Here is a 22839-nt window from a genome sequence, read left to right as displayed (position 1 = left end):
GAACCGGGAGCAAAGGGTCATGGCGACCGCAACCCTAACTGCAGGATCGGCGCCGACGCCAGCCATGCCGGTGCCGGTTGACCACATCTCGACACGCCGCGTCATCGCCTTCCTGGCAATGGTGTTCGGCATGTTCATGGCCATCCTGGACATCCAGATCGTCTCGGCCTCGCTGGCCGAGATCCAGGCGGGCCTGAGCGCCAGTTCGGACGAGATTCCTTGGGTGCAGACGGCGTATCTGATTGCCGAGGTGGTGATGATCCCGCTGTCGGGCTTCCTCAGCCGGATGCTGTCGACGCGGGTGCTGTTCACAATCTCGGCGGCAGGTTTCACCGCGGCCAGCGCGCTGGCGGCGACCGCAACCAATATCGACCAGATGATCGTCTACCGCGCCGTGCAGGGCTTCATCGGGGGCGGCATGATCCCGAGCGTCTTTGCAGCCGCCTTCACCATCTTCCCGCCGTCGCGTCGCGCCATCGTCTCGCCGATGATCGGCCTGGTAGCGACGCTGGCGCCAACCATCGGCCCGACCGTCGGCGGCTATATCAGCCATGCCATGTCCTGGCACTGGCTGTTCCTGGTCAACGTCGTGCCCGGCATTCTGGTGACGACGGCCGCCTGGTCGCTGATCGACTTCGACAAACCCAATCTCAAGCTGTTCAGCAAGTTCGACTGGTGGGGGCTTGCCGGCATGGCCGCCTTCCTCGGCTGCATGGAATATGTGCTGGAGGAAGGTCCCAACAACGACTGGCTGCAGGATCAGGCGGTGTTCATCTGCGCCGTCATCATGACCTTCGGCGCGGTGCTGTTCTTCTGGCGCGTGTTCACCGCCGAGGAGCCGATTGTCGATCTGAGGGCTTTCAGCAATATCAATTTTGCCTTCGGCTCGCTGTTCTCCTTCGTCGTCGGCATCGGCCTCTACGGTCTGACCTATCTTTATCCGGTGTTCCTGGGGCGGATCCGCGGCTACGATTCGATGATGATCGGCGAGGCGCTGTTCGTCAGCGGCCTGGCCATGTTCTTCACTGCGCCGATCTCCGGCATCCTGTCGAACAAGATGGACCCGCGCATCATGATGATGATCGGCTTCTTCGGCTTCGCCACGGGGACCTGGTGGATGACGCATCTCACCGCCGACTGGGATTTCTATGAACTGCTGATCCCGCAGATCCTGCGCGGCTGCTCTATGATGCTTTGCATGGTGCCGATCAACAACATTGCGCTCGGAACCTTGCCGCCGGAGCGGCTGAAGAATGCGTCTGGCCTGTTCAACCTGACCCGCAATCTCGGCGGCGCCGTCGGCCTGGCAGTCATCAACACCGTGCTGATCGACCGCAATGCCTTCCACTACGCCAGGCTCTCCGAGCACGTGCAATGGGGAAGTGCCGCTGCGCAGCAGAAGCTGCAGAACATGACGCTCAACTTCGAGCAGACCGCCGGGCTCGACGCCTCCAAGGCGGCCATCTCCAAACTGTCAGGCATGGTCCAGCAGCAGGCGTCGCTGCTGTCGTTCATGGACGTATTCTTCATGCTGACGGTTTTGTTCGCGACGCTTGGGCTCTTCACCCTGGTGATCCGCAAGCCAGCCGCTCAGGGCGGCGGTGGCGGAGGCCATTGAGGCGCGCTGGATCCCCCGCCTGGCGCCCTCGCGCATGACCCCGAAAAGCGATTTTCGGGGTCATGCGCAAAATCAACCATTACGAAGTCCTCTCGCGCTCCGACAAAGTCAGGGTCGCAGCCGTCCTCACGCCGTCGCCGGCTTGAAGGTCAAGGCAACGCCATTGATGCAGTGTCGCAACCCGGTCGGCGGCGGACCGTCGTCGAATACGTGGCCGAGATGGCCGCCGCAGCGGCGACAATGGACCTCCGTGCGGGTCATGCCCAAAGACCTGTCCACGGTCTTGCCGACGGAATTCGGGATTTCCTGCCAGAAGCTCGGCCAGCCTGTGCCGGAATCGAACTTGGTCTCTGACGAATAGACCGGCAGGCCGCAGCCGGCGCAAGCGAAGATGCCTTTGCGGTGCTCGTTGAGCAGCGGACTGGTGCCCGGGTATTCCGTGCCCTCCTTGCGCAGCACATTGAAGGCCGCGTCGGACAGGATGGCGCGCCACTCGGCTTCGGTCTTGGTAACCTCGAAAGTCTCAGCCGCGCGTGCATCCTGGGCTCCGCCCATGCGCAGCGCGGTGGCGCCTGCGACAACGCCAATGGCTGCCGCACCACTCAAAAGAAGCTCGCGACGGTTCATGGCCATTCCTCCTGTCATTGCTTGTGCCAAATTCGACCGCCACACGGAAATCAAAAGCCGGTGACGATCGCTGTCCTCAAAGCGGGACTCCGCGCCTATCCACATCTTGCGTGAACGGCGCGGAGTGTGCGCAGGGAGGCCCTTAGTGATATCTTCGCCGGCAGCGTGCGTTTGTTACATCTTCGGCAGGAGAACCTTGTCGACGACGTGGATGACGCCGTTGGACTGCTCGACATCGGCGATGGTCACATTGGCGACGTTGCCGTTCTCGTCGGTCACGGTGACCTTGCCGCCGTCGGCCTTGAGCGACAGTTCGCAACCACCGACCGTCTTGACCTTGTGGGTGCCGCCGTCGTTCTTGACCATCTTGGCGACGTCGGCGGCCATCGCTTTGGCGCCGATGACATGGCAAGTCAGGATCTTGACGAGCTTGTCCTTGTTTTCAGGCCTGAGCAGCGTCTCCACCGTGCCGGCTGGAAGTGCCGCAAAGGCCTCGTTGGTCGGCGCGAACACAGTGAAGGGGCCAGCGCTTTGCAGCGTATCGACCAGGCCGCCTGCCTTGACGGCAGCGACCAGCGTCGTGTGGTCCTTCGAGTTGACAGCATTTTCGACGATGTTTTTCTGGGCATACATGGCGGCGCCGCCGACCATCGGATTTTGAGCATAGGCAATGGTGGCGAGCGCGGATATGGCGACCGTGCCGGCAAGCAAAAGGGTGGCGAATTTACGCATGATTTCAATCTCCTCGGGTTATCGTTCCCCTCATTTGGGAACGCAAGGAGATACGCGATAGAAATGCTGGAGTTTCGTCCTCTCCGCAAAAAAATATTTGTCGCTGCAATTTGCCCGGCGCGGATCGACAGCCGCCAACAAGCTTTGCAGGCGTTTCAATCGCGGGAGATAGATTTCAGGTCTGCTTCCGGAGATGAGAAGCGGTCAGATGCTCTTCAGATCGCCCGCTGCGACCACCGGTCCAGTCGGCTGGCCGGTCGGTGAACCGCCGGCAGGCTCAACGCTGACCGCAAGCACGGCGCCTTTCGCCAATTTCTCCTGGACGGCGGGCGGGATGGCCAAATGCGCGGTCGCACCGGCCGGGATGACGCCCATCGACACCGGCGCCTTCTTGCCTTCGATCATCCACAGCTCGAAGTCCTTGCCGGCGGCCCGCTCGCCGGAAACGTGGGAAAGACCGACCTCGTGACGGGCGGCATCGTAGACGACGAGATATTTGACGTCGCTGCCTTCGGCCGCCAGCGAGGCGACAAGCCGCGCCTGCGGCGGTTCGGTGGACGGGCGGAAGTAAGGCACGGCGATGTAGATCGCCAGCGCCGCAATGGCGGCGGCGGCAAGACCGCGCCAGAAGCCAAGGCTCGACCACCGGCCGGCGCGCGGCTCTGCAGCGAACAGCCGGCGGTCCAATGCTTCCTTGACCCTGATCGGAGGCTCTGTCTCCGGATAGGCGGCGGCCATCGGCGAAAGATGCGCCTCCCAGGCATCGACAAGGCGCGCGAAGGCGGCGTCCGCATCGATGCGGCGCGACGCGATCTCGCGTTCATCGGCGGCCAGAACGCCAAGAACGTATTCGGCGGCGAACAGGTCGTCGCCCCCACGTTCCGGTCCATTGTCGTCAGCCAGCGTCATCTTTCCAGGCATTCTCTCAGTTTCAACAGGCTGCGGCGCAGCCAGGTCCGCATCGTGTTCAGCGGTACGCCATAGCGCTCCGCCAGTTCGGCATAGCTTTTGCCATCCAGATAGGCGCCCCGGACGGCCGCCGCCCGGTCCTTCTCCAATTCCTTGAGACAATGGTAGATGCGTTCGGACTCACCGCCCGCCACGGCCATGGCCTCCGGCCCCGGCGCCGGATCGGCCACGTCGAGCGCGGCATCGATATAGGCGGCAGGCTCTCGCCGCGCCCTGATCCGATCGATCGCATGATTGCGCGCAATGGCCACCAGCCAAGAGATCGGGCTCAGATCCGAAACGGCGAAACGGTCCGCCTTCGTCCATATCTTGACGAAGACCTCTTGAAGCGCCTCTTCTGCATCTCCCCGATCCTTCAATACACGAAGGCAGACGCCGAAAAGTTTCGCGCTGGTCTGCCGGTAGAGCAGATCGAACGCAGCCCGGTCCTTCATCGAAGTCCGGACAATCAGGTTGCTGATGTCCTGCGGCGTCATCCGCCGCCAAATTAGGCGATTGCAATGTATTTGCAACGACTGAAATGGTCTTGCGCACCGGCAGCGCCAGCGTCGATTGCCAATGAAATCGCCGCCCGCTAGCTTGCAATGAGCGGGAGGGCGACCATGTCGATCGAGCGGGTTCTGTGGGAGCATGACGCAACCGGCCAGGTCGCACTCGTGCACAAGGGAGAGATTACACCGCAAGATCTCGTCGATGCGGCGATCGCCCGGGCCGAGGCCACCCACCCGGAGATCAACGCCATCGCCGAACCGCTCTATGAGGCGGCGCGGGCGCGGGCGAAAACCGTCGATCGCAAGCTGCCGTTTGCCGGAGTGCCCTTTGCGCTGAAGGATCTTGGCATCGCTATGAAGGGCGTGCCGACGCATGGCGGCAGCCGCATCCCGGCCTTCACCCCCGATTTCAGCTCGGTGATGACGGAGCGCTATCTGGCCGCCGGCCTGATTCCGATCGCCACCAGCACCGCACCCGAACACGGGCTGAGGCTGGTGACCGAATCGGCGGCTTTCGGCATCACCCGCAACCCATGGGACACCGCGCATACGACCGGCGGTTCCTCAGGCGGTGCGGCTGCGCTGGTCGCGGCCGGCGTCGTGCCGGTGGCACATGCCTCGGATGGCGGCGGCTCGATCAGGGTGCCTGCGGCTTGTACCGGGCTGATCGGGCTGAAAACCTCGCGCGGCCGCGTACCCTTGACGCCGCTCGTCACCGAAAGCTGGTACGGCTTCGTCGTCGACCATGCGCTGGCCCGCTCGGTGCGCGATACGGCCCTGCTGCTCGACCTGACCCACGGGCCCGACCCGCTGTCGCCCTACGCGGCACCCTCGCCGAACGGCAGTTTCACTGCGGCCGCCGGGCGCGATCCGGGCAAGCTCAAGCTCGCCTTCTATCGAAAATCGCCGCTCGGCCTGCCGATATCGGAAGAGACGTTGAAAGCTCTGGATGCGGCGATCGGGCTGGCGCGCGAAGGCGGACACAGCGTCGAGGAGATCGACCTGCCCTATATCGATCGCGATTTCATCGCCGATTTCGCCAGAACCGTCGCTGCGGCGGTGGCCGGCACGATGCGTGGCGAGGCCTTGCGCGTCGGCCGCTCCATCTCAGGCGACATCGAACGCGCCACGCGCGTGATGAGCCGGTTCGGTGAAATTCTCTCGGCCGGCGAAATCTATGCCGGCCTGCAGCGGCTGCACGCAACCTCGCGCCGGCTTATCACCGAAACCGCGCACTATGATGCAGTGCTGATGCCTGTCATCGCGCACCCGCCGCTCGCCTGCGGCACCATGGACCCGAAAGGCGCCGACGAATTCATCGAGAATGTTCTGGACAGACTGCGCCTCGCCGGCCTGCTGAAGTTCAAGCCGCTATTCGGCCAGCTGATGGACAAGAGCCTGTGGTTCACCCACTGGCCGGCGATCCAGAACGTCAGCGGGCAACCGTCGATCACGCTTCCGGTTTACGTCACCGATGCCGGCCTGCCGCTCGGCGTCCAGGCCGCCGGCCGCCCCGGCGACGAGGAAACGCTTTTGTCGTTCGCCGCGCAGATGGAAAGGATCTCGGGCTGGCTGGGCCGACGGGCGCCGCTGCAGCGGCCGGCATAGGCGGTGATTTGATCGATCGTGACAGCAAAGCCGTTTGCCCCCTCGTCCAATTCTCGCTAAGACGCCGCCGTTCATGCCAAGCTGGGAACCACGCCGATGACGGATGTCGCCGCCACCGCCGAAATGCAGGCCGCGCTGCTTTCAAGGGCGCTGCCCTATATGCAGCGCTACGAGAACAAGACGGTCGTGGTGAAATATGGCGGCCACGCGATGGGCGACATCGCGCTCGGCAAGGCTTTCGCCCGCGACATCGCACTTTTGAAACAATCCGGCGTCAACCCGATCGTCGTGCATGGCGGCGGGCCGCAGATCGGCGCCATGCTCAGCAAGATGGGCATCGAATCCAAATTCGAGGGCGGCTTGCGCGTCACCGACCAGAAGACCGTCGAGATTGTCGAGATGGTGCTGGCCGGGTCGATCAACAAGGAGATCGTCGCGCTGATCAATGCCGAGGGCGAGTGGGCGATCGGGCTGTGCGGCAAGGACGGCAACATGGTGTTTGCCGAAAAGGCGCGCAAGACCATGATCGATCCGGATTCCAACATCGAGCGGGTGCTCGACCTGGGCTTCGTTGGTGAGCCTGTCGAGGTCGACCGCACATTGCTCGACCTCCTGGCGCGGTCCGAAATGATCCCGGTGCTGGCGCCGGTGGCGCCCGGCCGCGACGGCCATACCTACAACATCAACGCCGACACTTTTGCCGGCGCCATCGCCGGCGCCTGCCAGGCGACGCGCCTGCTGTTCCTTACCGACGTGCCCGGCGTGCTCGACAAGGACAAGAAGCTGATCGACGAGTTGACCGTGGCCGAGGCCAAGGCCCTGATCAAGGACGGCACTGTCTCGGGCGGCATGATCCCCAAAGTCGAGACCTGCATCGAGGCAATCGAGCGCGGCGTCGCAGGCGTCGTCATCCTCAACGGCAAGACGCCGCATGCGGTGCTGCTCGAGCTGTTCACCGAACACGGCGCCGGCACGCTGATCGTGCCGTGAGGCCGGGTGTCTGAGGGGCTCAGGCGTTTGGCGAAATAGCGGTCACGGACTGACGCGACAGGCGTTCGACAACCATCGATTCCTCTTCCTCGTCTTGCGGCGCGCCCCAGAATTCGGCGAGCGTCGGGCCATTTTTCAGGCGGCGGTCGCGGACCAGAAAGCCCCAGACTTCGCGGAACCAGACGCGGCGGCCCATTTTGGTGTACCAGCGCATCGAATGCCGTTGCTCCGGATCCTTGTGGAACAGGATGCGCGCCAGCGCCTTGGGCCGCGACTGCACGGCCAGTTCGATCAGCTTGATGGCGAAGAACAACATCCACGGCTTGAGGCGCGTCATCCGCAGCACCTGGTGCTTGTAGTCCCACAGGCGGGCGTCCAGTTGGATCACCTTGCGGTCCCTGGCAATCCTGAAGAACGGCGTCCAGCGGTGCGGCGTTACATAGAGCGCCTGGATCTGGTCGGGGTCATAAGCGATCAGCTGGCGGAAGCCGCGCCAGAGGTCGCGCAAACTTTCGTCCTCGAAACCGGCCACCCAGGTCGCCATCGACAAGATGCCATTGAGGCGCAGCAGCCGTATCGCCTCGCGGTCGGATGAGGTGCTGCCGCCCTTGCGGATCAATGCAAGCGTCTGCTCGTCGGTATTTTCCATGCCAAGCAGCCAGCGGATGACGCCGGCCTGGCGATAGAGATGCAGGCTGTCGGCGTCGCGGACGATGTCGTCGGCGCGGGTGGAGCCGACGATCAGCACCGGCACATTCTCGGCGATCATCGCATCGAGAAAGGCGCGCCAGGCTTTTTTGGACGACGTCGGGTTCTCGTCGGCAAGGTTGATCAGCTCGACGCCATGCTCGCGGTGTAGCCAGGCAATCTCCCGCGCGAACTTCCCGGGGTCGCGGTGCCGCCAGCGCGTCCAGAAGCCGCGCTGGCCGCAATAGTTGCACAGATGCGGACAGCCTCGCGAGAACTGCATGACCACCGCACGCTTGTCTCCCCAATAGCTATAGCGGCTGAAGTCGATCAGTTCCCAGCCGATGCGGTAATCGTCGAAATTGGCGTCGTCCTTGCCGGCCGGGTGGCAAAAGGACGGCGCGAATCGTCAGGAAAAGCGATCCCCGCCACGTCCGACAGCGGCTTGCGTTTCTCAAGCGCTTCGACCAGCGCGACGATTGTCGCCTCGCCCTCGCCGCGCACGATGAAGTCGAAGGCATGCGTTTCGGCCAGTATGTCGCGCCAGTGATAGGTCGGAAACACGCCGCCATAAATCAGGATTGTCGCTGGCTCGATGTCCTTGACCATGCCGGCGATCAGCAGGGCTGTCGGATGTGCAGAGGTCGAGCCGGAATGGCCGATCAGAATGCAGTCGGGATGGTCGCTCAAGGCGTCCCGGACCAGCGTGGCAAGCGCCATCGGCCCGAATTCGGCGTCCACAAGCCGTAGTTGATGTCCCGCGTCGATCAGCGGACCGCCCAGTGCCAGCAAGCCGAGCGGCGGCAGATGGTCGTCCGGCACACGGCTGCCGATGGCGGTATGCGGCGGGTTGATCAAGACGATTTTCATGGCGGGCCTTATGCAATGGCGGTCCGCATGTCGTAGTCGGCGATCTAGCTCTGGAGATTGGCTCGCTTCAGCAGTTTGTGTGCAGCTTTTCCGCAGAAATGCCTATCGTCTGAGATGTGCAAGCGGGACATGGCCGGGTCCCTTGATGTTCTGCAGCACAAGCTGCGTGTGTACGTCGCGCACGCCTTCGAGCCGCATCAGCCGGTGCATGACGAAGGCATTGAGCTCGTCGACCGACGGCACCATGACATGCAGCAGGAAATCGTAGTCTCCAGTCATCGTCCAGCACGACGACACCTCGTCCATGCGTTGCACGGCGGCGATAAAGGTTTCGGGCGAGCCGTCGCTGTGGGTTACGAGGCGCACCTGGATGAACACTTCGACCATCAGCCCGACGGCGCGGCGGCTGAGCACCGCAGCAAAGCCCTTTATGATGCCCGCTTGCTGAAGGGCCTCGAAGCGCCGCGCGCAAGGTGTCGTCGACAGCCCAATCTCCTGCGCCAATTCGGAGACCGGCTTGCGCCCGTCGCGTTGCAGGATGTCGAGCATCTTGATCTCGAATTCATCAAACTGAGGCATTTTCACTCTCCCAAAGCTCGACCGTGGAGTCTTTTACCTCCAACCCCGCATTTGAGCCACCATCAAAGCTGATTTGCCTCGCGCCATCCCGCTAGAATTTCCGGCAATCCGCTGATCATGATTTCCAGGGAGAGCAAGCCATGACAATGAACGTTGCCGACTATGCCCGCGAATGCGCTGCGCGAGGCCTTCGCGGCGATTATTCGGTCTGCCGTGCCGATTTCACCGTGGCGCAGGGCTACAATTATAGCGACCAAGAACAGGCGGTGTGGCGCACGCTGTGCGACCGCCAGACGAAGCTGACCAGGAAGCTCGCCCACCATTCCTATCTCGATGGCGTTGCGGCGCTCGGCCTTCTCGACAAGATCCCGGATTTCGGTGCGGTCAGCGAGAAGCTGCGCAAGCTCACCGGCTGGGAGATCGTCGCCGTGCCGGGGCTCATCCCCGCCCAGCCGTTCTTCGACCACCTCGCCAACCGCCGCTTCCCGGTCACCAACTGGCTGCGAACCCAAAAGGAGCTCGACTACATCGTCGAGCCCGACATGTTCCACGATTTCTTCGGTCACGTGCCGATCCTGACGCAGCCGGTCTTTGCCGACTTCATGCAGATGTATGGCAAAAAGGCCGACAGCGTGATTGCGCTCGGCGGCGACGAGATGATCACCAGGCTTTACTGGTACACCGTCGAATACGGGCTGATACGCGAGCCGGGCCAGCCGCTGAAGGCTTTCGGTGCCGGGCTGATGTCATCCTTCACCGAGCTTCAGTTCGCGGTCGAAGGCGGCGAGGCGCACCATGTCCCCTTCGACCTGGAAACCGTAATGCGCACCGGCTACGAGATCGATAAGTTCCAGCGCGCCTATTTCGTGCTGCCGTCGTTCGACGCCCTGCGTGATGCTTTCGAGACCGCCGATCTTGCGGCGATCGTGGCGCGCCGCAAAGGCGAGCCAGCGCTCGACCCGGCGAGCCTATAGGCTGTCGGCTGTTTCCAACGCCTCGGCCTTCAGCCGGGCCAGTTGGTCGCGCTGAAGGTCGAGGGACGCCGTGACGAAGCGCAGGATCGTGGCGAGCTCAGTGTCGCTGAATGTGGCGATCACCTTTTCCCCCTCCTGCGCGATCGCGCCATAATAGCGCGTCGATAGTTCTCGCGTGAGTTCCGTCGCCTCTATGACCACCTTGCGCCTGTCCTCAAGGCTGCGCGTTCGTGTCAGCAGGCCGCGCGCCTCCAGCCGGTCGATCAGCGCGGTGACCGCGGCCGGCGTCAATCCTGTTGCGGCCGCGACCTCGCCAGCCGATCGCGGGCCGCCATAGAGCAGCGCCAGGCAATGGCGTTCCGCCATACTCAGCCCAAGCCTATCGCCCACTGCCTCGTCATAAGCCTGCGTCGCGTCCTGCCAGCCCATAATGGCAAGGCTGATGGCGGTCTTCATGTCGGCCCGATTCATGCTTGACGAATTTATTTCGACCATCTAACTATCAATCTGCCTAACATTACGTCCATTATAGTAATATGCTGCATCAGGCGCAAGGCAAGGCCTGTCGCAGCCTGCAAGGAGTGAAACATGAATCAGACCCCGACGCGCGGCCCACTCACACCGGCCGAGGAGTTCAAATATGCCAAGCTGGCGATGGAGTGGTATGGCTGGGGCTCTCCCATTGGCCTTGGCATCGCTCTGGTGGCGGTGGCGGCGGCCGCCCTGCTGTTCCGCATCGCCATCTTCGGATTTTGACAGTCTGGCAGCGGCGCGGTTGAATGCAGCAGAAGGCTTAGGGCCGAGCTCAGGCGGCTTCGGAAATATCGCGGTCGATGATCGACAGATTGCGGCCGCGATGCTTGGCCTCGTAGAGCCGCTGGTCGGCGGCGCGCATTAGCTCCGACACTGCGGCGTCTCTGCCGCAGGTGATGCCGCCAATACTGACTGTCAGCGGAACCGTTCGTTCGTCGACGGGCCGGAAACGGATACGCTCGACTTCACGCCGGATGCGCTCGGCGACGCGCCTGGCCTCGTGTTCGGTGGCACCAATCAGAAGGGCGCAGAATTCCTCGCCGCCGATGCGGCCAAGCACGTCGCCGCTGCGCACGCCACGCTCTATCGCGTTTGCGATCAGGAGCAGCGCATCGTCGCCGATCAGATGGCCGTAGCTGTCGTTGATGGTCTTGAAATGGTCGGCATCGACGATCAGCAATGCCCCGCGATCGGATTTGCGCCGGGAGCCGTCGAGAGCGGCAAAGAAACTTTCGCGGTTGAGCATGCCGGTCATGTCGTCGCGGCTCGCCTTTTCCGCCAAACGCCTGTGCGCGGCGGCGAGTTGGGCATGGGCGCGGGCGAGCTCGCGATGCGCGGTCTGCAACCTTTCGCCCTGCCAGAACGTATAGGCGCCGACGCTCCAGGCAAGCGCGAGCGGGCACACGGTGGATGTCAGCCAGATGGTGCGATTGATCGGAAACCCCATTGCCGGCACGACGATCAGCGTCAGCAAAAGCGAGACCGCGACGGAGGCGAAAGCGATGGCGGCAGACTTTAGAAATATGCGATTCATCGCTTGCTCCCACTGGTCCGTCTTGGTTCCAACAAAGCGCTGAATGTCACCTTTCGGCGATGCTTAAGATTTTAATCATGGCACCATTTTTACCATCCAGGGCGCGCATAGGTTGTGGATAAACCTCCTGTTAGAAAGATCGTTTCGTGCCATAAGGACGTATGACCACACTTCCCGACCCCGCCCGCTTTGCCCATGTCACCGACTGGGTGTTCGATCTCGACAACACGCTTTATCCGCATCATTCGAATCTGTTCTCGCAGATCGATGTGAAGATGACCGCCTACGTCGGAGAATTGCTGACGCTGCCGCGCGAGGAAGCACGCAAGCTGCAAAAGGAGCTCTACCGCGAATATGGCACGACGCTGAACGGATTGATGACGCGCCACGGCATCGACCCCGACGATTTTCTCGAGAAGGTCCACGACATCGATTATTCCTGGCTGGTTCCAGATCCCGTCCTAGGCACCGCCATTCGCCAGCTTCCCGGCCGTAAATTCATCTTCACCAATGGCGATCGCCGGCATGCCGAACGCACCGCGCGGCAGTTGGGCATTCTCGAGCATTTCGATGATATTTTCGATATCGTCGCAGCCGGACTGAACCCCAAGCCGGCGCGGCAATCCTATGAGAAATTTGCCGAACTCCACGCCGTTACCGGGCAAAATGCGGTGATGTTCGAAGATCTTGCCCGCAACCTGTCGGTGCCGAAATCGCTGGGCATGACCACAGTGTTGGTGGTGCCGCGCAATTTCGAGCCGACCTTCTCGGAAATCTGGGAACGCGACCCGGCCAACGAGGACGATGTGGACTTCGTCACCGACGACCTCGCCGGCTTTCTCACGGCGATCGTGGAAGTCCCTGCTTGAGGCAGCCGGCGCGCTTCAAGTCCTTGCTTGCATGTCAAAGTTTATAGAAGCGGCTGACGATCCCCCAGGCCTCGTCGGCAGTGTCGACGAAATCGATGATATCCTGGTCGCCGGGCGTGATCGTGCCTTGCTCGGCGAGGAAATCGAGGTCGATCGCCCTTGCCCAGAAAGCCTTGCCGAACAGGATGACCGGCACGCGTTCCATGCGGCCGGTCTGGATCAGGGTCAGCGTTTCGAAGAACTCGTCCATCGTGCCGAAGCCGCCTGGAAATACCGCAACGGCCTTGGCACGCATGACGAAATGCATCTTGCGGACCGCGAAATAGTGGAAGTTGAAGCAGAGTTCCGGCGTCACGTAGGCGTTTGGCGCCTGCTCGTGCGGCAGCACGATGTTGAGACCGATCGACGGCGCGCCAACATCGTCGGCGCCACGATTGCCGGCCTCCATGACGCCCGGCCCGCCGCCGGTCACCACGACGAATTCGCGAAAGTACGAGGTGGCCGATTGCTGCGAGCAGAGGCGGGCGAATTTGCGCGCCTCCTCGTAATATTTGCTGTTTTGCTCGAGGTTCTTCTTCTGCGTCTCGTTCTTGGCCGCCCAGGCTTCGCCGCCGGGCTCGGGAATGCGGGCGCCGCCGAACAGGATGACGGTCGATTGGATGCCGCGCTCGGCCAGGATCATCTCCGGTTTCAGCAGTTCGAGCTGCAGCCTGACCGCGCGCAACTCGCGCCGCGTCATGAAATCGGGATCGTTCCAGGCCAGCCGGTATGTCTCCGCGCGCGTTTGCGGCGTGTCCGGCACGCTTCTCGACCGCTCCAGATCCTCGTCCGAATGCGGCAGCGGCGTCCATCCCGTCTTTTCCATGGGAGTCATATTTGCTTTACCCGTCCAATCATTCACCTGCGCCGTCCCGTGACGCTGCCGCGATTGACCCTCCCCAAGCCTTCACATAGGGTCCGCGCGACTTTCAAACAGGTTAAGGCGCCGGCCCTTAACAGCTTGGTAATGGAGCGAATTCATGTCGAAGCCCGATCTCGCGAGCCTCGAGGAGATTATCGAGAACGCCTTCGAGGAACGCGACACGATTTCGACCGCAACCCGCGGCGAGACGCGCGAGGCCATCCAATCGGCGCTCGACCTGCTCGACCGGGGCGTCGCCCGCGTCGCCGAGCGGCAGGCCGACGGCAAATGGCACGTCAACCAGTGGCTGAAGAAAGCGGTGCTGCTGTCGTTCCGGCTCACCCCGATGGAGATCATAAAGGGCGGTCCCGGTCAGGCGGTATGGTGGGACAAGGTGCCTTCGAAGTTCGACGGCTGGAGCGCCGTCGATTTTGAGAAGGCGGGCTTCCGCGCCGTGCCGTCGTCGATCGTGCGCCGCTCCGCCTATGTCGCGCCCGGCGCCGTGCTGATGCCGTCCTTCGTCAATATCGGCGCCTATGTCGACAGCGGCACCATGGTCGACACCTGGGCTTCGGTCGGCTCCTGTGCCCAGATCGGCAAGAATGTGCATCTGTCGGGCGGCGTCGGCATCGGCGGTGTGCTGGAGCCGATGCAGGCCGGCCCAACCATCATCGAGGACAATTGCTTCATCGGCGCCCGTTCCGAAGTGGTCGAAGGCTGCATCGTGCGCGAAGGCTCGGTGCTCGGCATGGGCGTCTTCATCGGCCAGTCGACCAAGATCGTCGACCGCGCCACCGGCGAGATCTTCTACGGCGAGGTGCCGCCTAATTCCGTCGTCGTCGCCGGCTCGCTGCCGGGCAAGCCTTTTCCAAACAACGAGCCCGGCCCCAGCCTCTACTGCGCCGTCATCGTCAAGCGGGTCGACGCCAGAACCCGTTCCAAGACATCGATCAACGAATTGCTGCGCGATTGATCTTTCTCAACGAATACGGACGGAATTCGCTTGCCTGACAGATCAGACCTCATCTGGCTTTTCTTCAGAACTTCGGGCCGCGTCAGCCGCGCGGCCTATTTTCTGGGAGGACTGCTGGTGGCCATCATACAGGCCCTCCCACTCTACCGTTTCACGCTGGTTCCGGAAGGCACTACCGAGAGCAACATGTGGTCGTTCATTTTCTTCATCGCCTTCATTGCCTCGCTTTGGTCGAACGTGGTGCTGGCGGTGAAGCGGTTGCACGACCTCGACAAGCCGGGCGTTGCGGCGCTGGTGCTGTTCGTGCCGGTTGTCTCGATTATCGCTTTCCTCGTGCTTTGCCTATTTCCCGGGCAGCCGGGACCCAACCGCTACGGCAAGCGCACCAACGCACCGGCCGAACCCTGAGCGCCGATCGGATATTTCGTCATGCGCTACCGCTCGCTTGATTCGAAACTGATCCTCGAAACCGCCGAACGGCTGGAAGAGCGCGTCGCCGAGCGTTTTCCCGATGCCGGCTTGCGCGGCGTCGCCGCCGAGCTCGTGTCGCTGTCGCGCGATCTGGCAAAGGCAGCCAAGGCGCTGGAGGCGCCGATCTGGTGGCTGCGCGGCCTCATCATCGCCGCCTTCGTCGTCGGAGCGCTGATGTTCCTGTTCGTCGGCACAATCCTGCCGCTCGGCCGCATCTCGGGAAACCACGATGCCTTCCAGTCGATGCAAGGCATCGAAGCCTCCCTCAACATGATCATCCTCGCGGTGCTGGGCTTTCTGGCCCTGATTCGCTCCGAGGAGCGGATCAAGCGCAAGCGGGTGTTTCGCCAGCTCCACGGGCTGCGTTCGCTGATCCACGTCATCGACATGCACCAGCTGACCAAGGATCCGGCAACGCTTTCAGCCAGTTTCAAGCCGACTGCGCATTCGCCAGCCCGCATCACCAACGCCGCCGACCTTGCCCGCTATCTCGACTACTGCTCCGAGATGCTGTCGATCACCGGCAAGATCGCCGCGCTGTTTGCGCAGTCGGTCAATGACGCCGTGGTCATCGACGGCGTCAACGACATCGAGAACCTGGCTTCGAGCCTCTCGCGAAAGATCTGGCAGAAGATCACGCTGATCGAAACCCCTCATGGGCAGCCGGCACGTGCGGCGAAGACCTATCCCGAGCCGGGTCCGCCGCGTCGGCCTGCAGTCCGCAGACAACCGGGGCCGGCAAGCTAAAACCGGCCATCCGGCGGCAGATCCGCTAGAACGGTTCATCGTTTCGCAGAAACGCCGAACCGCTCTATCTTTTTGTTTTGACGCAATTCCGGACGGAAAACCGCTTCACACTTTTCCTGGAATTGCTCCAGAGCGGCGGAACGGGGAGTTCCGAAAGCCCGGTTTTGCGCCGGATGCTCTAAGCGAATGTTAATCACCCTGGCCCAGCATGCCGGCGAAGACTGTGTCGACCGGCACGGAGCGCTCGACTGGCAAGCGACCTATCCCTGACCACCAACGAGCCGCGCAAAACGTGGAGCGCCGCCGCTCGCCTGTTTGCCTGGTTCTCTTCGCCGATGAAATTGGAACCGGAAGCTGTCCGCGCCCGGCTTCTCGACACCACCTTCGAGCGCAAATTCGCGGTCCTGTTCGGCACCATCAGCGTTCTGTTGGTTGCGGTCAGCGCCGCTCTTGCCACCGGGGATTGGTGGCCCTACGCCTGGATTGCCGCCGACCTGATGCTTTTCACCGTCCGCGTTCTGCTGATGCGGGAATGCGAGCAGGCCCGCAGGCGCGGCTCGAAAGGGCCGCTGGCGGGCCTGATGGCAGCCAGCGGCGTCTGGTCGGTCGTTTTCGGCCTCGGCTGCTATGGCTGTGTTGCCAGCGGGAATATGGCGCTTTCCGTACTTGCCGCCTTGAATGTCGCAGGCGTCGTCGGCGTGGTGTCGTCACGCAATGCGGCGACCCCGCGCTTCGCCATATTCGTCATGTTGGCCGTAAGCCTGCCTTACGTGGTCGGTGCATTGTTTTCTGCGGCGCCCGGAATGCCGATCGTCGGAATTCAAACGCCGTTCTATGTGGCCGGCGTCATCATCGTGCTGCTTCAGAACCACGCAATCAATGCCCGCATGATCCGCGCCGAACTGGACAATCGCGACCTGGCCATCAAGGACGCGCTGACCGGCCTGCCAAACCGCATCTTCCTGCAGGAGAAATTGCGCGACATGTGCCGCGACCTTGCGGCGCCGGCCGCCAATGGCGGCAAGCCGTTTGCAGTGCTCAGCATGGATCTCGACGGTTTCAAACAGGTCAACGACCGTTTTGGCCACGCCGTCGGCGACGTGCTGCTGCGCAAGGTGGCCGAACGATTGAAGCGCGGCTTCCGTCCGGGGGACGTGGTCTTCCGTATCGGCGGAGACGAATTCGTCATTCTTTTGCCCGCAACCTCGGAGATCGAGGCCACCTACCTGGCAAAGCGGGCCATCGAAAAGGTCTCGGTCCCCTTCGACCTCGGGGTCGGCTCCGCCATCCATGTCGGCTTGAGCGTCGGCAGCGCATGCGCACCCGCCGACGGAGGCGATCCGGAAATCCTGCTCACCTGTTCCGACCATGCGCTCTACGAGGCCAAGCGCACCGGCAAGGGCCGTTACTGGGCGCCTGTGCGGGCTACGATCTGACGGTCGCGACAACGGCTTCCGGCGTCTGGCAGGGCGATCCGCGCCTCTTCTGCTCGGCCGCGCGCACCAGTGCCGTAACATGCTTCAGCAACGGCGCCGGCGTGCCGGCCTTTTCGGCCAAACGCAGGACCGCGCCTTGCAGTTCGCCGATCTCCGTCGGCCGGCGGCGCTGAAGGTCATCCCACATCGACGAACGCGCGGCAGGGTCGATGGCAAGCATCCGCCGCGCCAAGAACTTGAACAGCCAGTCGGGCAGGCGAAGCACTTTCGGCAGCAGCGCGGGACGCAGGCCGGCGATGCGAGCGGGTTCGATGCCCGTCGCCATCATTGCCGCCAATGCTTCGTCGATCTGGCCGGCCAGGATCAGCCGCCAGCGGCGATCGGCAAGCTCTGCCGCCAGCGGCAGGCCGGAAAGCGCCACCAGCGCGTTGTTGAGGTTGAGCAGCAGCTTGCCCCATAGCACCGCTTCGATGTCACCATGCGTGGCAACGGCAAAGCCCTCAACGTCAAGCAGTTCGTCAAGGCCTGTCGGACCCTGTTCGATCATCACCTTGCCGCCGCTGGCGCGGTGCAGACGAAGCGGCAATTCGCCCTCCGCCGATTGGACCACGTTGAACGGCACCATGCCCGCGAGCACCCGCCGGGCGGCGAGATGGGCTCGCAACTTATCGGCATTGTCGACGCCGTTCTGCAGACTGAGTACCACCGCATCCGGTCGGGCATGGGCCGCAATAAGCCCGGCCATGTCCTGCGTCGCGCCGCTCTTGACCGTTAGCAGGATGACATCGGCACCGGGGAATGCCGCGGCCGGATCGGCGGTGACCGACAATGCCTCCGGCTTGACGGATCGGTCGCGGCCATCACGGTCGGTGATGCGCAATCCACCTTTTTGCAGCGCCTTCTCGATGCGAGGCCGCGCCAGCAGAACCACCTTTCGTCCGGCAAGTATCAGGCAGCCGCCGGCGTAGCATCCGATACTGCCGGCACCGGCGATTACGATCGTCCTGCCATGCGTGATCATGCGATGGCCCTGTCCTGGTCGAGAGGCCTGGCCGCAACTATACGGCATGAAAACCATAATGTCGGCGGCATGGCTGGCCCTTATGTCTGGCCGTGACAGGCCTTGCGCTTTCGACTATCGCTTTTGCCCATGACGCTGCCTACCGATCCGACCAGAAATCTGGCTGCTCTCATCCGCTGCGCTTCCGTGACGCCCGCCGAAGGCGGTGCGCTGAGCGCGCTGGAAGAAATGTTGAAGCCGCTCGGCTTTGCCGTCGAGCGCCCGGTGTTTTCCGAATCCGGCACACCTGACATAGAGAACCTTTACGCGCGGCGTTCCGGCAACGGCCCGCATCTGATGTTTGCCGGCCATACCGATGTCGTGCCGGTGGGCGATGAAACAGCCTGGACGCACCCGCCCTTTGCCGCCGACATCGCCAATGGCGAGATGTTCGGCCGCGGCGCCGTCGACATGAAGGGCGGCATTGCTTGTTTCGTCGCGGCGGTAGGGCGACATATTGCGCAGAAGGGCGGCCCGAAGGGTTCGGTCTCGCTGCTGATAACCGGCGACGAGGAAGGGCCGGCGATCAACGGCACGACGAAACTGCTCGAATGGGCGGCTGTCAAGGGTGAGAAATGGCATGCTGCGATCGTCGGCGAGCCGACCAATCCCGACGCGCTCGGCGATATGATCAAGATCGGCCGGCGCGGCTCGCTCTCCGGCACGGTCGTCGTCAACGGCCGCCAGGGACACGCCGCCTATCCGCAGCTAGCCGACAATCCCGTGCGCGGCCTGGTGACGCTGGTCGACGCCTTGCTTGACCCCGTCTTCGACAACGGAACAAGGGATTTCCAGCCGACCAATCTTGAGGTCACCTCCATCGATGTTGGCAACCCTGCCACCAACGTCATCCCAGCGAAGGCGGCGGCTACCTTCAATATTCGCTTCAACGACACATGGACCGTCGAGACGATCCAAGCCGAGATCCACAACCGCCTCGACCGGGCGGCGAAACGCAAGAAATACCGCGCCGGCAAGAAGACGCCGGTCGACTACGAGATCGTCTGGCGCGACGGGCCGAGCCATGTTTTCCTGACACGCGACGACAGGTTGATCGAGACGCTTGGCGGCTCGATCATGGCGGTGACCGGCAGAGAGCCGGCGCTCTCCACCTCCGGCGGCACCTCCGATGCCCGCTTCATCAAGGATTATTGTCCGGTGGTCGAATTCGGCCTTGTCGGCAAGACCATGCACATGGTCGACGAACGCGTGGCGATTGCCGACCTCGAGACGCTGACGCAGATTTATCTGCGCTTCGTTGAAGACTGGTTTGCGCAGGACATATCCTAGTGATGCTTTCAGCGGATGAAACCTACGCTTCGCTTGCCGGTGCCTGGCGGCTGATGCTCGGCAAGGCCGACGGATTTCGCCTGCTCGACCTTTCGGCGGACGGTTTCTGGAACTCCTTTTTTGCCATCGTCGTCGCGGCGCCGGCACTGATCGTCGGCTGGGTCGGTATTGCCAACGAGATCGGCGATCCCAACGCATTCGTCGGCCGTTTCAGCATGTTGATCCGCCTGGCCACCGTCGATATCGGCGCCTGGGTGCTGCCGCTCATAGGCCTCGCCCTGGTGGCGCCGCGGGTCGGCGTCGGCGGCCGTTTCGTCCATTATGTCGTGGCCAGCAATTGGGCCTCGGCGATCATCGCCTGGATGATGCTGCCATCGGCGTTGATCCGGCTTTTCCTGACGTCGGCCAACGAAGTCTCCGGACTCGTGTCGCTGCTGTTGTTCGCGCTGTCGATGGTCTTGACCTGGCGGATGACCAACGTTGCGATCGGCAGGGGTGCGGCCGCCGGCAGCGCCGTTTTTGCCGGCATGTTCGTGGCGTCGCTGATCGTCCTGTTCGGCCTGCAGGCGCTGCTCGGGATCAGCGTTCCGGATCAGCCAGGCGTCGGATAATCGACGCCGACGAGAAACAGCCCGTCGGGCGGCGCCACCTGACCGCAGGCGGCACGGTCGCGCGCCTCAAGCGCCGCCTTGAGGTCGGCAACAGTCCAGCCGCCTTCGCCGACACGTTTGAGCGAGCCGACCATCGAGCGCACCTGGTTGTGCAGGAATGACCGCGCCGAAGCGCGGACCTCAATGAAATCGCCCGCCCGGCTGACATCCAGCCGGTCGAGCGTGCGGACGGGGCTGGTGGCTTGGCACTGGGTCGAGCGGAAGGTGGTGAAATCATGCCGGCCAAGCAGCACCTTTGCCGCCTCGTGCATGGCACCGGCATCGAGCTGCTTCGGTACCCACCAGATCTTGCCCTTGTCGAGCGCCGCCGGCGCGCGGCGATTGACGATGCGGTAGAGGTAATGGCGGCCGATCGCCGAGAAACGCGCATCGAAGCCATCCGGCACGACGGCGGCCTTCAGGATGGCGATGCGCACCTTGGCCGCTTGCAGATGCGCGTTGACTGCGTCGCGCACCTTGTCGCCGGGCCATGCCTTGATCAGATCGACATGCGCCACCTGAGCGGTCGCATGGACGCCGGCATCGGTGCGGCCGGCGGCGCGCAGCGAAACCTGCTGACCACAGAACTTCTCGATCGCCTGCTCGATCGCCTGCTGCACCGATGGCTGGTTGGCCTGGCGCTGCCAGCCGGCGAAGAGACTGCCGTCATATTCGATGTCGAGGCGAAAACGCGGCATTCCCGGATCGAGGCGAAATCAGGCGGCAAGGGCTGAGCCGAAGGCCGAGGCGTAGACCAGCCTGCCGGTCTCCGGCGCCTCGCCCCAGGCAAGCGCCTGCAGGGCTTCGCCCTGATAGTCGCTGTCGAATTTCGCGGCACGGGCACGGCTGTAGCCGAAACGCCCATAATAGGCCGGATCGCCGAGCACCACGGCGAGCGTCTCGCCGGCAGCTTTCAGGCGGATATGAGCCTCGCGTACCAGGGCACCGCCGATGCCGGTGCCGTGGAACGACGGCTCGACCGCTAGAGGCGCCAGCGCCACCGCCGGGAAACTCTTGCCGCCATTCTGCACGAAGAGCCGTGAAAACAGGATATGGCCGACCACTTGCCCGTCTTCGTCCGCCACCAGTTCGACGACGGCATCACCGCCGGTGACCAGCGCGTCGACCAATCCGGCCTCCGTCTGCTGGCCGAACGCGTGTTCTTCGACAAGGCGGATCGCCTCGCGGTCCCGCGGCGTCGCCGCGCGTATGGACATCATGCTCATGACAATTTCATTCCTTTTTCGAGCTTGGCCCCGCGCAGAAACTCCTGCGCGGCAATGGGCCTTGCGCCCGCACGTTGAACTTCGACCAGCCTGATCGCGCCTGACCCGCAGGCGACCGTCAGACGGTCATCGAGAATTCCTCCCGGTTCGCCGGCGCCTTGCGAGAGCGTCGAGCGAAGCAGTTTCAGCCGTTCCACGCGGCCGCCGATTTCGGCCTCGCACCATGCACCGGGAAAGGGCGACAGGCCGCGAATCTGGTTGTGCACGTCGCCGGCAGGTCGCAGCCAGTCTATGCGAGTCTCCGATTTATCGATTTTCTTGGCGTAGGTCACCCCCACCTCCGCCTGTGTGGTAAATGTCAGCGTATTCCGCTCCAGCCGTTCGAGCGCTTGCACGATCAGCGCAGCACCGAGGACCATCAGCCGGTCGTGCAGATCGCCGGCCGTCATGTCGGGTCCAATGGGACATTTTTCAACCATTGCCACCGGCCCGGTGTCGAGGCCTTCCTCCATCCGCATCACCATAATGCCCGTTTCGGTATCGCCGGCCATGATGGCGCGCTGGATAGGGGCAGCGCCGCGCCAGCGCGGCAACAGCGATGCGTGACCGTTGAGGCAACCGAGCCGCGGCGCCTCGAGAATGGGTTTGGGTAGAAGCAATCCGTAGGCGACGACCACGGCGACGTCGGCGCGCAAGGCGCGGAACGCCTCCTGCTCCGCCTCGCTCTTCAGCGACACCGGCGACCGCACCTCGATGCCAAGCCGCTCCGCCTCGCGCTGCACCGGCGACGGCGTCAGTTCGAGCCCGCGCCGGCCGCCGGCGCGCGGCGGCTGCGTGTAGACGGCCGTCAACCCGTGCCCGGCCCCGGCAATCGCCCGCAGCGTCGGCACGGAGAATTCAGGCGTACCCATGAAGATGACACGCAGGGGCATTTCGTCGACGCCTACCCCACCATCTTGCCCGGCGCCTTGTCCCTGGCGAGCTTCTTGAATTTCTTGACCACCATGTCGCGCTTCAGCTTGGAGATGTGATCGATGAACAGCACGCCGTTGAGGTGGTCGATTTCATGCTGCAGGCAGGTCGCCATCAGCCCCTCGGCCTCGATCTCCTGCAGCTTGCCGTCGCGGTCGAGAAACTTCACCCGCACCGCCGCCGGACGCTCGACCTCGGCATAGTAATCCGGGATCGACAGGCAGCCTTCCTCGTAGACCGAACGCTGGTCGGAGCTTTCGAGGATTTCGGGATTGATGAAGACGTGCGGTGCCGGCGTCTCGTCCTCCTTGGCCAGGTCGATCACCAGCATGCGCAAGGGTTCGCCAACCTGGATCGCCGCGAGGCCGATACCGGGCGCGTCATACATGGTGTCCAGCATGTCGCCGGCCAGTTTGCGCAGATCGCCGTCGACACGCTCGACCGGTTTTGAAACCTGGCGCAGGACGGGATCGGGGAGGATGATAAGCGGCTTGATCGACATGGCGTCTCACCTAAGACCTCGCCGGAAAAG

The 22839-nt window shown here is 63.1% G+C and carries 25 protein-coding genes and 1 pseudogene; 12 read left to right on the top strand and 14 right to left on the bottom strand.

From position 1 onward, the window contains the following. Positions 1-64: 64 nt before the first annotated feature. Positions 65-1618, top strand: a complete 1554-nt coding sequence (locus NKI29_RS04030) for a DHA2 family efflux MFS transporter permease subunit (protein ID WP_245274730.1) — start codon at positions 65-67, stop codon at positions 1616-1618. A gap of 126 nt (positions 1619-1744) precedes the next feature. On the opposite strand, the gene msrB is transcribed toward NKI29_RS04030, so the two are convergent. The 4 genes from msrB to NKI29_RS04010 form a co-directional block, all read right to left on the bottom strand. Further along, the gene (gene msrB / locus NKI29_RS04025) at positions 1745-2245 is read right to left on the bottom strand and encodes a peptide-methionine (R)-S-oxide reductase MsrB (protein ID WP_023677487.1); all 501 of its coding nucleotides are present in this window, start codon (positions 2243-2245) and stop codon (positions 1745-1747) included. A gap of 174 nt (positions 2246-2419) precedes the next feature. Continuing rightward, entirely contained in the window at positions 2420-2977 is a 558-nt protein-coding gene (locus tag NKI29_RS04020; RefSeq protein WP_023677486.1) for a fasciclin domain-containing protein, read from the bottom strand. A gap of 204 nt (positions 2978-3181) precedes the next feature. Then, on the bottom strand, positions 3182-3886 hold the full coding sequence (locus NKI29_RS04015; RefSeq protein ID WP_352795702.1) for an anti-sigma factor: 705 nt from the start codon (positions 3884-3886) through the stop codon (positions 3182-3184). Further along, positions 3883-4422 (bottom strand): sigma-70 family RNA polymerase sigma factor, encoded by a 540-nt coding sequence (locus NKI29_RS04010; RefSeq protein WP_023677484.1) that lies wholly within the window; start codon positions 4420-4422, stop codon positions 3883-3885. Before NKI29_RS04010 ends, NKI29_RS04015 begins: the two co-directional genes overlap by 4 nt. Before the next feature lie 126 nt (positions 4423-4548). Here NKI29_RS04010 and NKI29_RS04005 point away from each other — a divergent pair, with 126 nt between their 5' ends. Both NKI29_RS04005 and argB read left to right on the top strand, forming a co-directional pair. Continuing rightward, on the top strand, positions 4549-6045 hold the full coding sequence (locus NKI29_RS04005; protein WP_352724653.1) for an amidase: 1497 nt from the start codon (positions 4549-4551) through the stop codon (positions 6043-6045). Between the two features lie 96 nt (positions 6046-6141). Then, complete coding sequence (gene argB, locus NKI29_RS04000) at positions 6142-7035, top strand: acetylglutamate kinase (protein WP_023677482.1); 894 nt, start codon at positions 6142-6144, stop codon at positions 7033-7035. 19 nt (positions 7036-7054) lie between these two features. On the opposite strand, the pseudogene bchE reads toward argB, so the two are convergent. After that, positions 7055-8592: pseudogene (bchE, locus tag NKI29_RS03995) on the bottom strand (magnesium-protoporphyrin IX monomethyl ester anaerobic oxidative cyclase). 102 nt (positions 8593-8694) lie between these two features. Then, the gene (locus NKI29_RS03990; RefSeq protein ID WP_023677481.1) at positions 8695-9171 is read right to left on the bottom strand and encodes an Lrp/AsnC family transcriptional regulator; all 477 of its coding nucleotides are present in this window, start codon (positions 9169-9171) and stop codon (positions 8695-8697) included. Between the two features lie 140 nt (positions 9172-9311). On the opposite strand from NKI29_RS03990, the gene phhA reads away from it, so the two are divergent. Beyond that, a complete protein-coding gene (gene phhA / locus NKI29_RS03985) occupies positions 9312-10145 on the top strand; it encodes a phenylalanine 4-monooxygenase (RefSeq protein WP_023677480.1) in 834 nt (277 codons plus the stop codon). Here phhA and NKI29_RS03980 read toward each other — a convergent pair. Continuing rightward, on the bottom strand, positions 10140-10640 hold the full coding sequence (locus NKI29_RS03980; RefSeq protein WP_023677479.1) for a MarR family winged helix-turn-helix transcriptional regulator: 501 nt from the start codon (positions 10638-10640) through the stop codon (positions 10140-10142). The genes phhA and NKI29_RS03980 overlap by 6 nt on opposite strands. 93 nt (positions 10641-10733) lie before the next feature. Here NKI29_RS03980 and NKI29_RS03975 point away from each other — a divergent pair, with 93 nt between their 5' ends. Further along, a complete protein-coding gene (locus NKI29_RS03975) occupies positions 10734-10901 on the top strand; it encodes a hypothetical protein (protein ID WP_352455979.1) in 168 nt (55 codons plus the stop codon). Between the two features lie 49 nt (positions 10902-10950). Here the strand turns inward: NKI29_RS03975 and NKI29_RS03970 are convergent, their stop codons facing one another. Continuing rightward, complete coding sequence (locus NKI29_RS03970; RefSeq protein ID WP_352568520.1) at positions 10951-11712, bottom strand: GGDEF domain-containing protein; 762 nt, start codon at positions 11710-11712, stop codon at positions 10951-10953. Positions 11713-11873: 161 nt separating this feature from the next. Between NKI29_RS03970 and NKI29_RS03965 the strand changes: the two genes are divergently transcribed. Then, positions 11874-12581 carry a pyrimidine 5'-nucleotidase gene (locus tag NKI29_RS03965; RefSeq protein ID WP_023677476.1) on the top strand — a complete coding sequence of 236 codons (708 nt, stop codon included), beginning with the start codon at positions 11874-11876 and terminating at the stop codon, positions 12579-12581. A gap of 34 nt (positions 12582-12615) precedes the next feature. On the opposite strand, the gene NKI29_RS03960 is transcribed toward NKI29_RS03965, so the two are convergent. Next, positions 12616-13455 carry an LOG family protein gene (locus NKI29_RS03960; RefSeq protein WP_352568521.1) on the bottom strand — a complete coding sequence of 280 codons (840 nt, stop codon included), beginning with the start codon at positions 13453-13455 and terminating at the stop codon, positions 12616-12618. A gap of 145 nt (positions 13456-13600) precedes the next feature. Between NKI29_RS03960 and dapD the strand changes: the two genes are divergently transcribed. The 4 genes from dapD to NKI29_RS03940 all read left to right on the top strand — a co-directional run bounded on the left by dapD (position 13601) and on the right by NKI29_RS03940 (position 17109). Next, positions 13601-14455, top strand: coding sequence for a 2,3,4,5-tetrahydropyridine-2,6-dicarboxylate N-succinyltransferase (gene dapD / locus NKI29_RS03955; protein WP_352620596.1), 855 nt, complete (start codon positions 13601-13603; stop codon positions 14453-14455). A 30-nt stretch (positions 14456-14485) separates the two neighbouring features. Next, positions 14486-14863 (top strand): DUF805 domain-containing protein, encoded by a 378-nt coding sequence (locus tag NKI29_RS03950; RefSeq protein ID WP_023677473.1) that lies wholly within the window; start codon positions 14486-14488, stop codon positions 14861-14863. A 21-nt stretch (positions 14864-14884) separates the two neighbouring features. Continuing rightward, positions 14885-15673 carry a hypothetical protein gene (locus NKI29_RS03945; RefSeq protein WP_352568523.1) on the top strand — a complete coding sequence of 263 codons (789 nt, stop codon included), beginning with the start codon at positions 14885-14887 and terminating at the stop codon, positions 15671-15673. Positions 15674-16008: 335 nt separating this feature from the next. Continuing rightward, positions 16009-17109 (top strand): GGDEF domain-containing protein, encoded by a 1101-nt coding sequence (locus NKI29_RS03940; RefSeq protein WP_023677471.1) that lies wholly within the window; start codon positions 16009-16011, stop codon positions 17107-17109. Here NKI29_RS03940 and NKI29_RS03935 read toward each other — a convergent pair. Next, complete coding sequence (locus tag NKI29_RS03935) at positions 17099-18130, bottom strand: 2-dehydropantoate 2-reductase (protein ID WP_352568524.1); 1032 nt, start codon at positions 18128-18130, stop codon at positions 17099-17101. The two genes, NKI29_RS03940 and NKI29_RS03935, sit on opposite strands and share 11 nt — an antisense overlap. A 129-nt stretch (positions 18131-18259) precedes the next feature. On the opposite strand from NKI29_RS03935, the gene dapE reads away from it, so the two are divergent. Further along, complete coding sequence (gene dapE / locus NKI29_RS03930) at positions 18260-19459, top strand: succinyl-diaminopimelate desuccinylase (RefSeq protein WP_352568525.1); 1200 nt, start codon at positions 18260-18262, stop codon at positions 19457-19459. Between the two features lie 2 nt (positions 19460-19461). After that, positions 19462-20070 (top strand): hypothetical protein, encoded by a 609-nt coding sequence (locus NKI29_RS03925; protein ID WP_023677470.1) that lies wholly within the window; start codon positions 19462-19464, stop codon positions 20068-20070. Here NKI29_RS03925 and truA read toward each other — a convergent pair. From truA to def, 4 genes are read right to left on the bottom strand one after another with little or no spacing between them, the layout of a single operon-like run. Continuing rightward, positions 20052-20807 (bottom strand): tRNA pseudouridine(38-40) synthase TruA, encoded by a 756-nt coding sequence (truA, locus tag NKI29_RS03920; RefSeq protein ID WP_352568526.1) that lies wholly within the window; start codon positions 20805-20807, stop codon positions 20052-20054. The genes NKI29_RS03925 and truA overlap by 19 nt on opposite strands. An 18-nt stretch (positions 20808-20825) precedes the next feature. Beyond that, positions 20826-21335: a GNAT family N-acetyltransferase gene (locus NKI29_RS03915; protein WP_352568527.1), complete on the bottom strand. Its 510-nt coding sequence runs from the start codon at positions 21333-21335 to the stop codon at positions 20826-20828. Next, on the bottom strand, positions 21332-22261 hold the full coding sequence (fmt, locus tag NKI29_RS03910) for a methionyl-tRNA formyltransferase (RefSeq protein ID WP_352568573.1): 930 nt from the start codon (positions 22259-22261) through the stop codon (positions 21332-21334). The genes NKI29_RS03915 and fmt overlap by 4 nt, the downstream gene beginning before the upstream one ends. 17 nt (positions 22262-22278) lie before the next feature. Further along, positions 22279-22809 (bottom strand): peptide deformylase, encoded by a 531-nt coding sequence (gene def / locus NKI29_RS03905; RefSeq protein WP_023676950.1) that lies wholly within the window; start codon positions 22807-22809, stop codon positions 22279-22281. Positions 22810-22839: the final 30 nt, after the last annotated feature.

The sequence above is a fragment of the Mesorhizobium sp. M0678 genome (assembly GCF_040320505.1).
Taxonomy (GTDB): domain Bacteria; phylum Pseudomonadota; class Alphaproteobacteria; order Rhizobiales; family Rhizobiaceae; genus Mesorhizobium.
The sequence above is the reverse complement of the archived record's forward strand: the minus strand, read 5'-3'. Positions and strand labels throughout refer to the sequence as shown.

Coding starts and splice junctions, on each gene's coding strand:
- truA (WP_352568526.1), bottom strand. CDS start 20,807: ATGCCGCGTTTTCGCCTCGACATCGAATATGACGGCAGTCTCTTCGCC.
- NKI29_RS03935 (WP_352568524.1), bottom strand. CDS start 18,130: ATGATCACGCATGGCAGGACGATCGTAATCGCCGGTGCCGGCAGTATC.
- NKI29_RS04020 (WP_023677486.1), bottom strand. CDS start 2,977: ATGCGTAAATTCGCCACCCTTTTGCTTGCCGGCACGGTCGCCATATCC.
- NKI29_RS04010 (WP_023677484.1), bottom strand. CDS start 4,422: ATGACGCCGCAGGACATCAGCAACCTGATTGTCCGGACTTCGATGAAG.
- NKI29_RS03975 (WP_352455979.1), top strand. CDS start 10,734: ATGAATCAGACCCCGACGCGCGGCCCACTCACACCGGCCGAGGAGTTC.
- NKI29_RS03915 (WP_352568527.1), bottom strand. CDS start 21,335: ATGAGCATGATGTCCATACGCGCGGCGACGCCGCGGGACCGCGAGGCG.
- def (WP_023676950.1), bottom strand. CDS start 22,809: ATGTCGATCAAGCCGCTTATCATCCTCCCCGATCCCGTCCTGCGCCAG.
- NKI29_RS03925 (WP_023677470.1), top strand. CDS start 19,462: ATGCTTTCAGCGGATGAAACCTACGCTTCGCTTGCCGGTGCCTGGCGG.
- argB (WP_023677482.1), top strand. CDS start 6,142: ATGACGGATGTCGCCGCCACCGCCGAAATGCAGGCCGCGCTGCTTTCA.
- NKI29_RS04030 (WP_245274730.1), top strand. CDS start 65: ATGCCGGTGCCGGTTGACCACATCTCGACACGCCGCGTCATCGCCTTC.
- NKI29_RS03960 (WP_352568521.1), bottom strand. CDS start 13,455: ATGACTCCCATGGAAAAGACGGGATGGACGCCGCTGCCGCATTCGGAC.
- NKI29_RS03980 (WP_023677479.1), bottom strand. CDS start 10,640: ATGGTCGAAATAAATTCGTCAAGCATGAATCGGGCCGACATGAAGACC.
- phhA (WP_023677480.1), top strand. CDS start 9,312: ATGACAATGAACGTTGCCGACTATGCCCGCGAATGCGCTGCGCGAGGC.
- NKI29_RS03945 (WP_352568523.1), top strand. CDS start 14,885: ATGCGCTACCGCTCGCTTGATTCGAAACTGATCCTCGAAACCGCCGAA.
- NKI29_RS03990 (WP_023677481.1), bottom strand. CDS start 9,171: ATGCCTCAGTTTGATGAATTCGAGATCAAGATGCTCGACATCCTGCAA.
- NKI29_RS04005 (WP_352724653.1), top strand. CDS start 4,549: ATGTCGATCGAGCGGGTTCTGTGGGAGCATGACGCAACCGGCCAGGTC.
- msrB (WP_023677487.1), bottom strand. CDS start 2,245: ATGAACCGTCGCGAGCTTCTTTTGAGTGGTGCGGCAGCCATTGGCGTT.
- dapD (WP_352620596.1), top strand. CDS start 13,601: ATGTCGAAGCCCGATCTCGCGAGCCTCGAGGAGATTATCGAGAACGCC.
- NKI29_RS04015 (WP_352795702.1), bottom strand. CDS start 3,886: ATGACGCTGGCTGACGACAATGGACCGGAACGTGGGGGCGACGACCTG.
- NKI29_RS03970 (WP_352568520.1), bottom strand. CDS start 11,712: ATGAATCGCATATTTCTAAAGTCTGCCGCCATCGCTTTCGCCTCCGTC.
- NKI29_RS03965 (WP_023677476.1), top strand. CDS start 11,874: ATGACCACACTTCCCGACCCCGCCCGCTTTGCCCATGTCACCGACTGG.
- NKI29_RS03940 (WP_023677471.1), top strand. CDS start 16,009: ATGAAATTGGAACCGGAAGCTGTCCGCGCCCGGCTTCTCGACACCACC.
- dapE (WP_352568525.1), top strand. CDS start 18,260: ATGACGCTGCCTACCGATCCGACCAGAAATCTGGCTGCTCTCATCCGC.